This window comes from Niameybacter massiliensis (assembly GCF_001282685.1).
Taxonomy (GTDB): domain Bacteria; phylum Bacillota; class Clostridia; order Lachnospirales; family Cellulosilyticaceae; genus Holtiella; species Holtiella tumoricola.
On the sequence record NZ_LN875034.1, the window covers coordinates 333,577 to 348,747 of the forward strand.

Annotated in this window: 14 protein-coding genes; all 14 read left to right on the top strand. The window is 33.2% G+C overall.

Annotation, left to right across the window (positions count from 1 at the left end; translation table 11 throughout):
• Positions 1–3: 3 nt before the first annotated feature.
• The 14 genes from BN2390_RS03945 to BN2390_RS04010 all read left to right on the top strand — a co-directional run bounded on the left by BN2390_RS03945 (position 4) and on the right by BN2390_RS04010 (position 15,117).
• Entirely contained in the window at positions 4–1,803 is a 1,800-nt protein-coding gene (locus tag BN2390_RS03945) for a HAMP domain-containing histidine kinase (RefSeq protein ID WP_053983051.1), read from the top strand.
• 112 nt (positions 1,804–1,915) lie between these two features.
• Positions 1,916–2,533 (top strand): hypothetical protein, encoded by a 618-nt coding sequence (locus BN2390_RS03950; protein ID WP_053983052.1) that lies wholly within the window; start codon positions 1,916–1,918, stop codon positions 2,531–2,533.
• A gap of 10 nt (positions 2,534–2,543) precedes the next feature.
• Complete coding sequence (locus BN2390_RS03955) at positions 2,544–3,926, top strand: hypothetical protein (RefSeq protein ID WP_053983053.1); 1,383 nt, start codon at positions 2,544–2,546, stop codon at positions 3,924–3,926.
• Between the two features lie 135 nt (positions 3,927–4,061).
• On the top strand, positions 4,062–4,967 hold the full coding sequence (locus BN2390_RS03960; protein WP_053983054.1) for a two-component system regulatory protein YycI: 906 nt from the start codon (positions 4,062–4,064) through the stop codon (positions 4,965–4,967).
• A gap of 107 nt (positions 4,968–5,074) precedes the next feature.
• A complete protein-coding gene (locus BN2390_RS03965) occupies positions 5,075–6,328 on the top strand; it encodes a UDP-N-acetylglucosamine 1-carboxyvinyltransferase (protein WP_053983055.1) in 1,254 nt (417 codons plus the stop codon).
• A 155-nt stretch (positions 6,329–6,483) separates the two neighbouring features.
• The gene (locus tag BN2390_RS03970; protein WP_053983056.1) at positions 6,484–6,834 is read left to right on the top strand and encodes a YjgN family protein; all 351 of its coding nucleotides are present in this window, start codon (positions 6,484–6,486) and stop codon (positions 6,832–6,834) included.
• Between the two features lie 237 nt (positions 6,835–7,071).
• Positions 7,072–7,797, top strand: a complete 726-nt coding sequence (locus tag BN2390_RS03975) for a LytR/AlgR family response regulator transcription factor (RefSeq protein WP_053983057.1) — start codon at positions 7,072–7,074, stop codon at positions 7,795–7,797.
• Positions 7,798–7,810: 13 nt separating this feature from the next.
• Positions 7,811–9,154, top strand: a complete 1,344-nt coding sequence (locus BN2390_RS22025) for a sensor histidine kinase (RefSeq protein WP_053983058.1) — start codon at positions 7,811–7,813, stop codon at positions 9,152–9,154.
• A 291-nt stretch (positions 9,155–9,445) separates the two neighbouring features.
• The gene (locus BN2390_RS03985) at positions 9,446–9,955 is read left to right on the top strand and encodes an RNA polymerase sigma factor (protein WP_053983059.1); all 510 of its coding nucleotides are present in this window, start codon (positions 9,446–9,448) and stop codon (positions 9,953–9,955) included.
• Positions 9,945–10,598 carry a zf-HC2 domain-containing protein gene (locus tag BN2390_RS03990; protein ID WP_053983060.1) on the top strand — a complete coding sequence of 218 codons (654 nt, stop codon included), beginning with the start codon at positions 9,945–9,947 and terminating at the stop codon, positions 10,596–10,598. Before BN2390_RS03985 ends, BN2390_RS03990 begins: the two co-directional genes overlap by 11 nt.
• Before the next feature lie 100 nt (positions 10,599–10,698).
• Positions 10,699–11,250, top strand: a complete 552-nt coding sequence (locus tag BN2390_RS03995; RefSeq protein WP_053983061.1) for a cysteine hydrolase family protein — start codon at positions 10,699–10,701, stop codon at positions 11,248–11,250.
• Positions 11,251–11,361: 111 nt separating this feature from the next.
• On the top strand, positions 11,362–12,114 hold the full coding sequence (nadE, locus tag BN2390_RS04000; RefSeq protein WP_053983062.1) for an NAD(+) synthase: 753 nt from the start codon (positions 11,362–11,364) through the stop codon (positions 12,112–12,114).
• Positions 12,115–12,199: 85 nt separating this feature from the next.
• On the top strand, positions 12,200–13,147 hold the full coding sequence (locus BN2390_RS04005; RefSeq protein ID WP_053983063.1) for an LCP family protein: 948 nt from the start codon (positions 12,200–12,202) through the stop codon (positions 13,145–13,147).
• 167 nt (positions 13,148–13,314) lie between these two features.
• Entirely contained in the window at positions 13,315–15,117 is a 1,803-nt protein-coding gene (locus BN2390_RS04010; RefSeq protein WP_053983064.1) for a glycerophosphodiester phosphodiesterase, read from the top strand.
• Positions 15,118–15,171 lie beyond the last annotated feature (54 nt).

Sequence of the window (15,171 nt, forward strand, 5' to 3'; positions counted from 1 at the left end):
TTTATGAAGACGAGTATACAGTGGAAGATCGTAACGATCTATTTAAGTCTTGTTCTCGTTATTATGGTAGTGAGTGGAACACTCATTATCTATGATATCGAGAACACTTATTATGAAAAATTAAAGAATGAGTTAGTAGATGCAGCAGAGATGATAGAAACACGTCTGGCTGTAGAGACGGACGAGCAGCTAGAAGAAAGTATTGACGAAGTAGAAAAGACCCTTTCAATGTTGGTGGCCCTTAATAAGCATGATATTTATATCTTAGATGCTACGGGACACCTTTTATTAGGTTCTACGTCTAAGTATGCTATAGGACAATTAGTTCCATCTAAGCAGGTTATTCCCAAGGTAATTGATAAGAAACAAGCTGTCACTTTGGATTGGCCCAACTTTGCAAGCCAAGATGGGGGACCAGAATATGTAGAACATGCTAGGCCTATTATGGATAGAAATACAGGAGATCTTTTAGCTATTATTTATGTAATGGCAGATGCATCAGATATTTATAACAATGTGTTTAATGCCATGAAGACAATTAGTTTGGCATCTATGGTAGCCATGGCAATTGCAGCTTTATTTAGTGCTATATTTGCAAGGATGATAACAGTACCTATCAAGCAACTTACCAAGAGTTCTAAGCAACTTGCGGAAGGTTCATTTAGCCGTATCCCTATTTATTCAACAGATGAGATAGGCCAGTTGACACAAAGTTTCAACTATATGGCAACAGAGCTTAGTCGTACGATGGGAGCAATCTCTAGTGAAAAGAGTAAGTTAGAAAAGATTCTTCAAAATATGGCAGATGGCGTTATGGCCTTTAATAGACAAGGCGTGCTTATTCATGCCAATCCTGTTTGTTCAGAAATCTTAGGAGAGAATCGTATCGATCATCGCTTTGATTTTATTTTCCCTAAGTTTGGTGTAGATGTATCTTTTGATCAATTAATGAAAAATGAAGAACGTGAAAACATCAAAGCAGACGAAGGCATTATGATGGAGATAGAAGAGCGCTATTATAATCTCCACTTCGCACCTTATTCCAATAGTTTAGGTGAAAGTGAAGGGCTTGTTGTAGTTATGCAAGATGTAACAAATCAGCAAAAGTTAGACCAAATGCGTAAAGAGTTCGTAGCAAATGTGTCTCATGAGTTACGTACACCTCTTACTACAGTTAAGAGTTATACGGAGACCCTCTTAGATGGGGCCATTGATGACCGTGAGATTGCTGTACAATTCTTACGGGTTATGGAAAAAGAAGCAGATCGTATGACCAACTTAGTCAAAGACCTTCTAGAACTTTCACGTATTGATAACAAACAAATGCAACTGGATTTAAGAGCCATTGATTTTAGGTCTATTGTTGAAGATACTTTAGAAGCACAAAAGATTCATATAGAAAAGAAAGGGCATCGCTTAATTTATGAAGCAAACCCAGAACTAGATTATATAATGATGGGAGATAGTGCTAGAATCAGACAGATCCTTCACAATATACTATCCAATGCAATAAAATATAGTATAGATGCTGGTACCATTACGGTTAAACTCTATAAAAATAAAGATTGGATTACTTTGCAAGTGCAAGATACAGGTATTGGAATCGCTAAACCGGATTTAGCGCGTATTTTTGAACGTTTCTTCCGTGTAGATAAGGCAAGATCTAGAAGTCAAGGCGGTACAGGTTTAGGACTATCAATCGTAAAAGAGATGGTAGAGCTTCATGATGGAACCATTCATATTACGAGTAAAGTAGGAAAAGGGACAACAGTTACCGTGCAATTTAAACCATACACAAGTTAAAAATTACTTGTAAGGCAAACGTTATTAAATTGTAACATAATTGTAAAATAAATATTGTATAATATAGGAAGGAAAACTATAAGTACAATAAATTCAAGAAAGGGGGTTCCACATGAATAAGATGAAATATATTACAAGTATACTAGTTTTAGGAGCAACACTTATGGCGCCAACAGCATTGATGGCATCAGAAGTAAAAGCTGATACAACTAAAAATGTGAACACAACTGCAACAAATGAAGTAGCTATTGTTAAAGAGGGTTCACAAACAAGTACGTCATCCGCTATTACCTTTAAAAAAGATGAATATGTGAGAATCACCCAGTCCCTTAACAAAGAGAAGATCCAGACTTTTGATAGTCAGATTAACATCATGGGTGAAGCGCGCACAGGTACAAAAATTGAGATTATTGTCTATACAGGTGAAAAGATGGATACTCCAGCTCCAACCGAGACAAATAGTTATAAAGTGTACAAAGTGAAAGAAGTCGGTGCAACTAAGATGTTTAGTCAGCTTATTGACCTTTCTGAAGGAACAAATCATGTCATCATCAAATACACTTATGAGCCAGATGATAAAAGAGGCAGTCAGTCTATAATCATTGAGAGAAAAACAGAAGTGGAAAAAGAAAAGATTAAAACTTTTATTGCAGATGATGCAAGTGGCATTCTAGGGAAAATTAATGAGCCTGCGGCTAAAACAACACCAGCAGTTGTAACTAAAGAATGATGGTGAGACAATGGATAAAGGCAAAGAGCATATCAAACTGATTTTACTAAGTTGCCTTATTGTTGCAACAGTTATACAGACAGCGCTATTATGGCTTGGCAGTATGTCAAGCCATAATTTTTTAAAGAAAAATATGGACTATGAACCTATTATGCCTATGAATATCTGGGTTGTTGAAGCTGGGAACAACGATACAGGTCTTTCAAATTCTTTAGCTTTTTATCTAGGTGATACAACAGGAAATGAGAAAAAGGATTACAAGAGGCTTATAAGTGAGTTCAAAAAGGTAGTCTATGAATATGAAGAAGAGAAATCTCTTACAAAGTTAGAGGGTATACCATGGGGTAAGCTCTTAAGTATGCCAAGCATTGTACTTGAGTATGAGATTCCTTTAGGACTAGATAGTATTAGTGGAATAAGTGGTATAAGTTCATTGGTAGATAAGATCGATTATGTCTTTATGTATTCTAAGAATAAGTTCCAAAAAGAAGCAAGTTTATGCCTAGTCAATTCCAAGGAAGACTATTATTATGAACTGAGTGTAATAGGTAATTTTCAAGATATTGAAAAGGTATATGGAGCAGTTACAGAAGATGATTTAACTAAGAACATTACAACTTACCAACCAAGTGCTACAATAGAAAATTTACAAATAAAAGGCAATGTCTTCCTACCTACTAGTAGTCAGGAGACATTAGTCACTTATCCGATATTAAACATTTATAACCCTATTGATTTAACAAAAGAAGAAGGCGAACAAGTTTTAGAAACTAGGATTAATGATTTCTTTATAAGTCCTCTGGTTAAAGAAAAGGATATCTATGAAGATGGATCGGTTGTTTATACTGAGCCTAAAAAGACTATTGTAACTTATAATCCTTTAGGTACTATTGAGTATTTAAACTTAGATCCTAAGCAAACTCAAAATGTAACCAATCTCCTTCAAGGTTATAATAAGGTTTTAGATTTTATAGAGGAAGCTGAATGTGTTTCTAAGCAGACAGCAGAAAATCTTTATTTATCTAATATTGTTCAAGAAGGACAAAAAATTACGTATTACTTTGATTTAAGCCATAATGGATACCGAATTCAAATGGAAGACAGTTTGAAGAAGCAATTAGGGATTACTTCTTATTTAGAAGTATCCATTAAAGGCAATGATTTTGTGAGTATGAAGGTATGTACATTAGAGATTTATTCTGATTGGCAGACTCAAACATTCAAATCTCATTACTTAGAACCAATGGATAATATGTATAGCTTATTAATGGAACAAGGCATAGAAGACTTTACATTAGATCGGTTAGAACTTGTCTATTTAGTGAAAGATTTCAAGCATCCAATTGAGCTCGCTTGGGGCGTTATTTATAAACAAAGGTGGTATTATCCATAATAAGGCAAAGTGTAATGCTTCACTTTGCCTTATATTTATGATAGGATAGGGAAGTTGTTACCTATCCTATAAAGGGTGCAGGGGAAGTATTCCCTAACTTTTTATAGTATATAAAGTGAGGAGTGGCACGGAAATATGAGATGGGATAAGGCGTTAAATTTATTAATTGCTATTTTTTTATGCCTCAATATTGTCTTAGCATGGATTAATTATGAAAAGCTAGTTGTAACGTATCAAGTATCTGATGATCGTCTAGATACGATTACCTCTATTTTAAAAAAGAATAATATAAAAGTTGATGCTAAGCTACCTCGAGTATTTTCGCCAAAATCGTCCATTTGGTTAGAGCCTGTGCAGATTACTTCTGCCATACGTGATGGCGTGGTAAGTAATGTATTTGGAGAAGACCGTTCTTTGATTACCATTACAAAAGATGCTTATGATGTGAAATATGGGAGAAATGCACTTGTGTACAGTAAGCAAGAAGAAGAACTTAAGTTTTCTAAAGAACGTATTAGCTACCATCATAAAGGGATTGAAAATGAGGGCAATGCCTTGAGCGAGAAGGAAGCTTTGAAGCTAGCTAGGAGGTTCGTAGAGAACTTAGAAATGGAGAATTATTTCCAAGATGTAAAAATTGAGTCTAGAAGTGAGTCATATGGATGGGATATAACATATTATGAAGTATATAAAGGTTTACCTGTTTTTGACAGTTATATCAAATTAAGGGTATCTGAGGGCGGCGTGTTTGATGCTGAGGTCAGGTGCCTGGTCATTACAGATAAAGTAGGCCAGCTTAAACCTTTATATCCTATTGACGAAGTCCTTTTTGGACTGCAAGAACTTAATCTGGATCAAACGGAACGAATAGTTGAATCTGTTGAACTTGGCTATAGGCTAGATAATATCGAAGGAATGCATATTTTAGCCGAAGAAGCAGTTCCAATGTATAAAATTCAAATGAAGGGTTTAACAACACCGATATTTGTCAATGCTTATACAAATACCTATGAAGAAATACTTTTTATTTCCCAGTATTGATGGTATAATGGAAAATGACTGATTTTGAGGCGTTATAAGGCCATGTTGCAATAGATACAACAAAAGTAAAATAGTAAAGAATAAATACAAATTAAGAGGTGTTTAGGTTGAGCAAGCTATGTATACGAGGTGGTAAACGCCTAACCGGAGATGTAGTAATTAGTGGAGCTAAAAATGCAGCAGTGGCCATACTACCAGCTGCGCTTTTAGTGGATGGAACATGTGAAATTGAAAACTTACCATATATTAATGATGTTATTTTATTAACAGATGCAATGAAATCTTTAGGAGCAATTGCTGAATTTGAAGATAAGCATACTGTTAATGTAGATGCAACAACCGTATACAGTTATTGTGCTACAGATGAGTGTATTGGTAAAATGAGAGCTTCTTATTATTTAATTGGAGCACTCCTTGGACGTTTTGGTAAAGCAAAAGTTGCAATGCCAGGCGGATGTAATTTTGGTAAAAGACCAATTGATCAGCATATTAAAGGTTTTGAAGCACTTGGTGCAACAGTAACCATACAAGAAGATACAATTTATGCAGTAGCAGATAAATTAGTAGGAACACATATTTACCTTGATGTAGTAAGCGTAGGTGCTACGATTAACATCATGTTAGCAGCAGTCTTAGCAGAAGGGACAACTACTATTGAGAATGCAGCTAAAGAGCCTCACATCGTAGATGTGGCCAACTTCCTCAATATGATGGGAGCAAGCATCAAAGGTGCAGGTACAGATGTTATCCGTGTCAAAGGTGTACCTAAGTTACAAGGTGGAAAATACTCTATTATCCCAGACCAAATAGAAGCAGGCACTTATATGATGGCAGCAGCTATTACTGGTGGGGATGTATATGTACGTAACATTATCCCAGAGCATATGGAATCAGTATCTCTCAAAATGCGTGAGATGGGTGTTGAAATTGAAGAAGGAGACGACTACATTCATGTAGCTGCAGGTAAAGATCTTATTGCAACAAATGTTAAAACTTTACCTCATCCAGGTTTCCCAACAGACCTTCAACCACAGATGACAGTACTATTAAGTACAGCAATGGGTAAGAGTACTATGCTTGAAAGTGTGTTTGAAAACAGATTCCAATATATTGAACAACTCAATCATATGGGAACTAAGATTAACGTAGTAAACGGAAACAAAGCTGAAATCGAAGGCGTAAGTCATCTAAAAGGCAGCGATCTTATTGCAACAGACTTACGTGCAGGTGCTTGTATGATTTTAGCGGGGCTAAAAGCAGATGGTGAAACTTATATCGATGATATCAAATACATTGATAGAGGATACGAATCAGTAGAAGATAAATTAAGAGCACTTGGGGCAGATGTCTCAAGAGTGTAAAGAAAAGCAATTCAGGTTATAAAACCTGAGTTGCTTTTTTGTATTTTCATAACAGAATATAAGCTATCGATAACAGTTATAATACTTATAGAGCATTATTTGTTAAGATAAAAACAGAGAAAATCTTGCAGAAGGCTATAGGAGGCACATTTAATATGAAACAGTCAACAATCATTGAAAATAAGAAAAAATATGATTCCTACTTTGATAAGAAGGTAAAAGATTATATCTTTCTTAATATTAAATTTTATGCCATATGTATTTTAACGTTAGGGCTAGCTTATCCTTGGGCACTATGCATGAAGTATAAAGCCCAATATCATCATACCGTTATTTGTGGTAAGAGATTGAAGTTTATTGGAGACCCTAGAGAGCTCATTTGCCATTGGCTATGGTGGTGGTTCCTAAGTGTGATTACCTTAGGAATATTTGTAATTGTTGTAGATATAAGAATGGAGCAATGGATTACAGCAAATACAATTTTTGAAGATACGCAGATGGAATAGAATTTGATATTATAAATCCCCCTTAGGGCGCTTAACTGTGCTGCTAAGGGGGATTTACTTATTTATATATAAATAAATTTAAAGTATATGTATAAAAAAGATAATCAATAGAGTATAATTATCTTCTGTTAATTATATAATGCTAAGTTTGTTTAGAAATATATTGGAAATAAAAAATAATTTATTAATGAGGGAAGGTAAGATATAATTAATTTGGACATTTAAGGAGGGCTAGGGATGAAGGTAGCTATATGTGATGATGAGAAACTATTTAGAGATGAACTAGAGAAGTTACTCTATAGATTCTCGTTTGAGTATAATATAGATATATTTATAGATATGTATTCTTCTGGGGAAGAACTTATATGGGCACTTAATCATTCATCTAAGAATTATGATTTAATTTTTTTAGATATCTTGATGGAAGGGCAAAATGGGATTGAAGCAGCAAAAGAAATTAGAAAGATAGATATGAAAGTACTTATTGCCTTTTTAACAAGTACAGTAGAGTTTGCTTTAGATGGTTATGAGGTGAAGGCCTTAAGTTATATGGTCAAACCTATTAAATATGAAAAGTTACAAAAGATTGCTTTAGAAGTTTATGAAACGCAATATGATGCCAATAATGTTTTTACTTTTAGCATTAATCATGCCTTATATTCCATTCCTTTTATAGATATCAATTATTTCGAAGTGGATAAAAGGGTTATATATGTTAATGCAATAAAAAATAAGCATATAGAAGATAAGGGATTTTATAAAAAAATCGATGATCTAGCTAAAGAATTAGAGCAACATCATTTTATAAAGAGTCATCGCAGTTACTTAGTTAATCTAAAAAATATTATGTCCATATCAGCGAAAGAGATTGTTTTTGTAAATAATCAAACAGCCCCTATCAGTAGAAGCTTATATAAAGATGTTAAAAATAGATTTTTAGAATATACATCTTCATTACTATAAAATAGGAGTTAATATGAATTTTGAAATACTAATACAAATTATAGATAGCTGGACCATTCTCATTGTATTTTTACATTTGGTGATGCTTAAGAAGTTTGAATGTATATGTAATAAATACATCTCTTTTTTAGCCATATGGGGTATTACCATTTTTACATATTATCAATTACATCTTACAGAGATAAGTCTACTAAGTGAATTATATATATTAGCCTTTTTAGTTTTGGTGTTATATAACTTATTTTTTAAAGGGAAATTATTTCAGATTTCTTTAAAGTGTATCATTTTATTACAGCTCTTTTTGCTGTCTCGAATATGGATGTTTATTATTTATGAGGCATTAGAAGGTTTAGCTATTAAAACAAGTTGGCTTAACTATGTAATACATGTTATTGATGCAATGCCATTTTTCTCTAGAAACTTTATATTTATCATTTTAGCAAGTTGGTTATATATAAAACTTAATTCTAAGTATTTAAATTTTGATTACCTATATGAAAATAAAAAAGTATTAAACATATGCTTAATATTCGGGATAATAAATTATAATGTTTTATTATCGATTTTTATAAAGTCAATGGAGTTAGTGACAACAGATAGACTAGTAAGAGGCATTATTAATGTTTCTATTATTTCGGTGATTTTCTTATTTTATATTGTTACTTTATTTAGAATGATATCTGAGAAATCATATATTCATTTTCTATTAAAGGTTCTAGAGGGGCAGCTCAAAATACAATTTAATCATTACAATAACTTAGAGTATGCCATGAAAAAGTCTAGGACTATTGTCCATGATACTAAGCATCATATATTGGCATTAGATACCTTGCTTGCAAATGAAAATGTAGAAGAAGCTAAAAAGTATTTAGAGAATATGAAAAGTGATTTATTCCTCTTAGAGAAGAACACAATATGTCAGCACAAATTAATTGATGCCATCTTACAATTTAATATAGGAGAATGTGCAAAGAAAAATATTCAATTTGATTATGACGTAGAGATTCCAGAGCATATTTCTATTGATAACTTTGATTTATCCATTGTATTTGGGAACCTACTTAATAATGCAGTTGAAGCATGTGAGAATATGACAGATGATTCTATTGATAAGCACATTAAAGTAGTTGCTCATATAATTAATCATAACCTGGTTATAAAGGTAAAGAATACAACGACCAATACAGTTAATTTAAAGAGCAAAGAGATGCTTAAAACAACGAAAAAAGATGTATTTAATCATGGGATAGGTCTTTTAAGCATTAAGAATAGTGTTGAAAAATATAACGGAAATATGAGCTATCATGTGGTAGATAATATCTTTGAGATTAAGCTCATCATGTATATGAGTAATTAAAGATAAGCGCGTATATAAGTTTATATTTGAAGTTAAGCCTGTGTTAAAAATGTTTTGGAAAGTTAGGCACCTATAAACTAGTTTCTGTATTCTATAGAAGCTAGTTTTTTTGATTTTTATAGAAGTTAATTTACATTTTAAGGTATAGGTCTGACAAATAAAATTATCAATTTATTTATATATGTAATGCTAAATTCATTTATAGTCTTTAAATATTTATTAAAAAAAGAATGTAACTTTTATGACCTTTCTGCAACTAATATTATAGAAGCAAGAGAAAGGAGGTGTATCTTGAAATATTTTGAAGGTTTATATAAAGCGTATCATAAAGATATATTTCGTTTTTTATATAAATTATCTAATAACAATGTTGATTTAGCTGAGGAATTAACACAAGAAACCTTTTATTATGCATATCTTGAAATGAGCAAGTTTAAAGGAGAAGGACATATAAAAACTTGGCTTATGGGAATAGCAAAAAATAGATTTTTTATGTATCTACGCAAAAATAAGAACATTACCGTATCTATTGATGAAATATTAAATGACGTTATAGAAGATACTGTTTCAATACAAGATACATTAATCAATAGGCAGCTATTAACCAATGCTCTCAATATAGTATTTGATATGAAGGGCAATATGCGGGATGTATTTCTTGCAAGAATTTATTCAGACTCTTCGTATTCACAGATATCTAGAAGCTTAGGAATTTCAGAGAGTTCTGCAAAGGTATTATTCTTTAGAGCCAAACAACAATTACAAAAACAATTAAGGGAGAGTTATAACTATGAAATATGATTGTGAACTTATAAAAGACATTATGCCAATCTATATAGATGATGCATTGAGTGATAAGAGCAGGGAAATAGTGGAGCAGCATTTAGATGAGTGTACAGAGTGTAGCCATTTTTATAAGAGTATTAGGAATGAGCCAGATATGAAAAGTACTGACTTAATAATTCAAGATAAAACGTTAGCTTATGCAAAGAGAATAAAGAAAATAAGAAAGACCATCATATCATTTATAGCTATTATGTTTATAGGAATGACCTGGATGGCAGTATCAATCCTTGGTGGTAAATATGATACTTTTGTAGTGAAAATGGGAAGTTATGAGGAAGCAAAAGGGCATATAGAAAGAGGATGGGTACCAGAAGAGATTCCACAGGATTCAAAGGATATTTCGATTATTTATAATATTGATAGCAATAATGTGAATGGAGCATTCCATACATCTCAAGATGGAGTAGAATCACTCATCAATCAATGTCGGATGGCAACTGTAAAGGACTTAAGTAAAACAGATAAGCCCCTAAATAATGAATTTAAAAAAGTAAAAGAGGAGCTTATTAGTTCTCCAGAGAAAGTTATTTTTTTACAAGATGATACTTATATTCTTGCAGTTAAAGAAGAGGGCATAGTATTTTACTTTGCCAAATAATAAAAAAACATAAGTGTGTAAAGCATTTGGCTTGCATTTACAGGCTCAAAATGTATTTATATAATGAGAGTATTAAAATGATAATAGAAGAGGTGTAAGGGTGAAAAAAATACTGGTTGTTGTAGATATGCAAAATGATTTTATTGATGGGGCACTAGGCACTAAGGAAGCTGTTAGTATTGTACCTTATGTCATAGAGAAAATTAAGGAATACCAAGCAAATGGTGATCCCATTTACTTTACAAAGGATACCCATGGGGAAGATTATTTGAGAACACAAGAAGGCAAGAACTTACCTGTTCCACATTGTATTAAAGGGACAAAAGGGTGGGCATTACAACCAGATATTGAAGCCCTTGCTACCTCTTTGCAAATAACAAGTGAAGGCTCTATTCTTTATGAAAAAGGCATTTTTGGAGGGGAAGAATTGGCTAAAACCTTAAGGGAGAGTATAGAAGACCAAAGCAAGGTAGAGATAGAATTGGTTGGCTTATGTACAGATATTTGTGTGCTTTCGAATGCCATTTTGCTTAAGACTTATATGCCAGAAGCAGTAATCAAAGTAGATTCAGCAGGATGCGCAGGGGTAACGCCTGCCACACATCAAAATGCCTTAGAAGCCATGAAGATGTGTCAAATCCAGATTGTTTAAAAGAGGAATAGACTTCTCAACAGGAAAGATATACTTAGGAAAGAAATTTACAATAATAAAAGTTATCATTAGGGCTATAATAATGAGGAGTACGAAGAGGAGGAAAGAGATATGTATAAATTTGATGCAGAAAAAGTAACAGAAGAATTAGTAGAATGGATTAAAGATTACTTTGAAAAAAATGGTCCAGGGTGTACAGCAGTTGTAGGTATCAGTGGTGGTAAAGATAGTTCTGTAGTAGCAACAGCTTGTGTAAAAGCCTTAGGTAAAGAAAGAGTACTTGGTGTATTGATGCCAAGTGGAGAACAAGCAGATATCGACTATAGCTATGACCTTTGTAAGACTCTTGATATTCCTCATGTTGTCATTAATATAGGTAGTACTGCAACAGCTATGTTTGATGTACTAGGAGAGGCTGCAAAGGCGTTAGGTCGTGAGAGTATCTCAGATGTTACACGCATTAATACACCAGCGAGACTTCGTATGACGACTTTATATGGTGTAGCAGGTATGTGTAATGGACGTGTAGCCAATACTTGTAACTTATCAGAGGACTGGGTAGGGTATGCCACTAAGTTTGGTGATGGTGCTGGAGACTTCTCTCCTTTATCACAGCTTACAGTAACAGAAGTAAGAGCAGTAGGGAGAGTGCTAGGTTTACCAAGTAAGTTTGTAGAGAAGACACCAATTGATGGTTTATGTGGTAAGACAGATGAGGAGAATTTAGGATTCACCTATGAAATGTTAGATGAGTACATTCGAGAAGGTAAATGTGAAGACCTAACCATTAAAGCTAAAATTGATGATATGAATGCAAAGAACTTACACAAGCTCCAACCAATGCCTCATTTTGTAGTAAAATAATTATAATTTAATTAAATTAAATCTTTTCATAGATAAACTTTAGACAGGACATACTAATCTCAAGACGTATTAATTGAGGTGAAGTATGCGCAAGTCTACAAAAATTATTTGGATAATTATTGCAATTTTGCTTGCTTTGATTCTCCTGGTGGGCGTGTATTTTTATAATTTATTAAGTGATATACAAGTAGAAAATAGTGGTGTAATTACGCCAGAAACACCAGTATCTTATCCCACACTCCCAGGTATTAATCACATTTTATTAGTAGGTGTAGATAGTACAAATACAGAAGCAGCAACACGTTCAGATGCAATGATGTTACTGACTTTAGACACAGAACATGACAATATTAAGCTAACTTCTTTTGTCCGTGACTCTTATGTGAATATTCCAGGTCAAGGCTATGAAAAGTTAACCCATGCCTATGCTTATGGAGGTCCAGAGCTACTGATAGAGACCGTGAGAGAGAACTTCCAAGTGGATGTAAGTTGTTATGTAGTCATTGATTTTGCATCTTTTATTGAACTTGTAGATATGCTTGGAGGTGTAGAGGCCACCTTAGAAGATTGGGAGCTTAGTGAGTTTAATCGTGTATCTAATGAAAACTATCGTAAGTTTTATAATGGAGGAGAAGAAGACTATATAAGTATTGATGAACCGGGTACGTATACCCTCAATGGTTATCAAACACTTGCTTTTGTCAGAATGCGTAAGAATGATTCCATTTATGCAAGAGAAGAAAGACAACGTATGGTGGTAGAAGAAGTCTTTAATAAGGTCATTCGTATGCCATTTAATATGTACTCTAAGCTTTTCAAACAGGTACTACCTTATATTAAAACCAATATGAATCCATTTGAACTTATGAAGTTAGGTTTTACAGCACTTCAGATTGGAACAACGGATGTAAGGCAAATGGAATTCCCAGACCCAGATAGGGGCCAAGGCGGTATTATACCGGGCAAAGGTTGGGTACTACAGTGGGATGAAGAAGCTGGTAGAGAACAGCTTCATGAATTTTTAAATGAGTAATATAAGACAGATATAAGTATAATTATGTGTCATAGGAAAGGATATTCCTAAGCCCCAATAGGCTTTGTGATATCCTTTTTTTAAATATCTTAAGAAAGATTAAGAATTACTAGCATAAGATTTTAGATTTTATCTCTAAAATAAGAAGATGAAAAGAGGTGATTACTATGATACAGATATTTAAGCGTGCAATAAGACTTATGTTATGGGATTGGAGTACTTTAATCCTATTTGAATTAATTTATAAATTTGGTGCTATGATTATAGCGTTTCCATTACTTGAAGAACTTTTAAGATTTGCGATGCAAAGAGCAGGGCTTAAATATTTGAGTAATCAAAATGTACTTTTAATCTTAAAAAGCCCTATGGCAATTCTTGTTTTAGTAGTATTGGTGATTTTACTAGCTTTTTATATTTATATTGAAATAACAGCTATTATTATATATTGTGACCAAGGTATGAAAGGTGAGAAGATTAGTGTAACAAATCTTTTTGTACAAGCAATAAAAAAGGCAAGTTATATCTTGAAACCTCAAAATGGCTTACTTATTTTGTTTGTTATTGTGATTATTCCTGTGACAGGGTTTCTCCTTACAACAGAAATTTTAAGTAGTTTTCAAATACCAGAGTTTATTTTAGACTTTATACATAAGTCCCCTGTACTTAGGCTTTCTTATATGAGTCTATTAATTTTATTAGAACTACTAGTAATAAGATGGATTTTTAGTATTTATGAAGTGACACTTCAAAATAGAAGTTTTAAAGAAGCAAGAAAGATAAGTAGAGATATGATAAAAGGAAAGATTATCAAAACAACTGTTTATTTCTTGATATGGACGTTATTTGTGACTGTTGTTAAATGGATGATTTACCTTATGGTTATTGGAGTATCTTTAATCCTTGTTCAAGTATCTTATAGTGGTAGCAACCTTAAAAATGAGCTTTGGTTTAACTATACCATGTTGAGCCAGGGACGTTTATTTTTTGATGCTCTTATTCAATTTGTGTTAGGATTTGGCTTTATATCAGCGCTTTATTATAGTTTGAATGAGACGTATCCATCCACAGAGCAAGTTATAAAACAATCAAAGGGACGTAAACGTGTAATAAGGGGGCTCATTAAAGGGATGAGCATAGCTATCTTATTAGGATTTTATTTTGATTATAATGTGAACAGAGATTGGATCTCGGGGATAAGAAATATGAATCCAAATACAAAAGTGATTGCTCATAGAGGGGCGTCTTTATTTGCGCCTGAAAACACTTTAGCGGCATTAGAGGAAGCTGTAAAGCTGGGGGCAAATTATGCAGAAATAGATGTACAACAACTTAAAGATGGTGAACTTATTTTGATGCATGATACCAATTTTAAGCGCACAACAGGTGAAAATAAAAATGTTTGGGAATCAACTTATGAAGAGGTGAAAACCTATGATGCAGGCAGTTCTTTTAATCCACATTATGTAGGAGAGCAGATTCCAAAATTAGAAGATGCCATCGTTTATGCCAAAGATAAGATTGACCTTATGATAGAGCTAAAACTTACAGGCTATGAGGAGGGACTAGAAGAAAAGGTCGTAGAACTCATAGAAAAGTATAAGCTGACAGACCAATGTATGATTGTATCTATGAATTATGATGTGTTAACTAAAGTTAAAGCGATGAACCCAGCAATCAAGACAGGTTATATTACAGCAGTAGCTTATGGGGATTTCGAAGAGCTAGATGGCGTAGATGCCTATAGTATAGAAGCTTCTTTTGCCACTGAGTTTCTTGTAAGAACGCTTAAGTCAAGAGGCAAAGAGGTTTTTGTATGGACACTTAATAATGAAAAGCCTATGTTAGATATGATTAAGCTTGGGGTAGATGGGATTATCACAGATAATCCAGATTTAGCTCATTATGCACTGGGTATCCAAGAAGAGCGCTGGCCTCTTTTTCCTTTTCAAGTAGGACAATTTGAATTATGATAAGATGAAAATTAAAGAAATTTTTGATTTAAATTGGAACGTGTAATTTTTTAT

Excerpts from the sequence above, each read along its gene's own strand:
- BN2390_RS03945 (WP_053983051.1), top strand. The coding sequence starts at position 4 with ATGAAGACGAGTATACAGTGGAAGATCGTAACGATCTATTTAAGTCTT.
- BN2390_RS03950 (WP_053983052.1), top strand. The coding sequence starts at position 1,916 with ATGAATAAGATGAAATATATTACAAGTATACTAGTTTTAGGAGCAACA.
- BN2390_RS03955 (WP_053983053.1), top strand. The coding sequence starts at position 2,544 with ATGGATAAAGGCAAAGAGCATATCAAACTGATTTTACTAAGTTGCCTT.
- BN2390_RS03960 (WP_053983054.1), top strand. The coding sequence starts at position 4,062 with ATGAGATGGGATAAGGCGTTAAATTTATTAATTGCTATTTTTTTATGC.
- BN2390_RS03970 (WP_053983056.1), top strand. The coding sequence starts at position 6,484 with ATGAAACAGTCAACAATCATTGAAAATAAGAAAAAATATGATTCCTAC.
- BN2390_RS03975 (WP_053983057.1), top strand. The coding sequence starts at position 7,072 with ATGAAGGTAGCTATATGTGATGATGAGAAACTATTTAGAGATGAACTA.
- BN2390_RS22025 (WP_053983058.1), top strand. The coding sequence starts at position 7,811 with ATGAATTTTGAAATACTAATACAAATTATAGATAGCTGGACCATTCTC.
- BN2390_RS03990 (WP_053983060.1), top strand. The coding sequence starts at position 9,945 with ATGAAATATGATTGTGAACTTATAAAAGACATTATGCCAATCTATATA.
- nadE (WP_053983062.1), top strand. The coding sequence starts at position 11,362 with ATGTATAAATTTGATGCAGAAAAAGTAACAGAAGAATTAGTAGAATGG.
- BN2390_RS04005 (WP_053983063.1), top strand. The coding sequence starts at position 12,200 with ATGCGCAAGTCTACAAAAATTATTTGGATAATTATTGCAATTTTGCTT.
- BN2390_RS04010 (WP_053983064.1), top strand. The coding sequence starts at position 13,315 with ATGATACAGATATTTAAGCGTGCAATAAGACTTATGTTATGGGATTGG.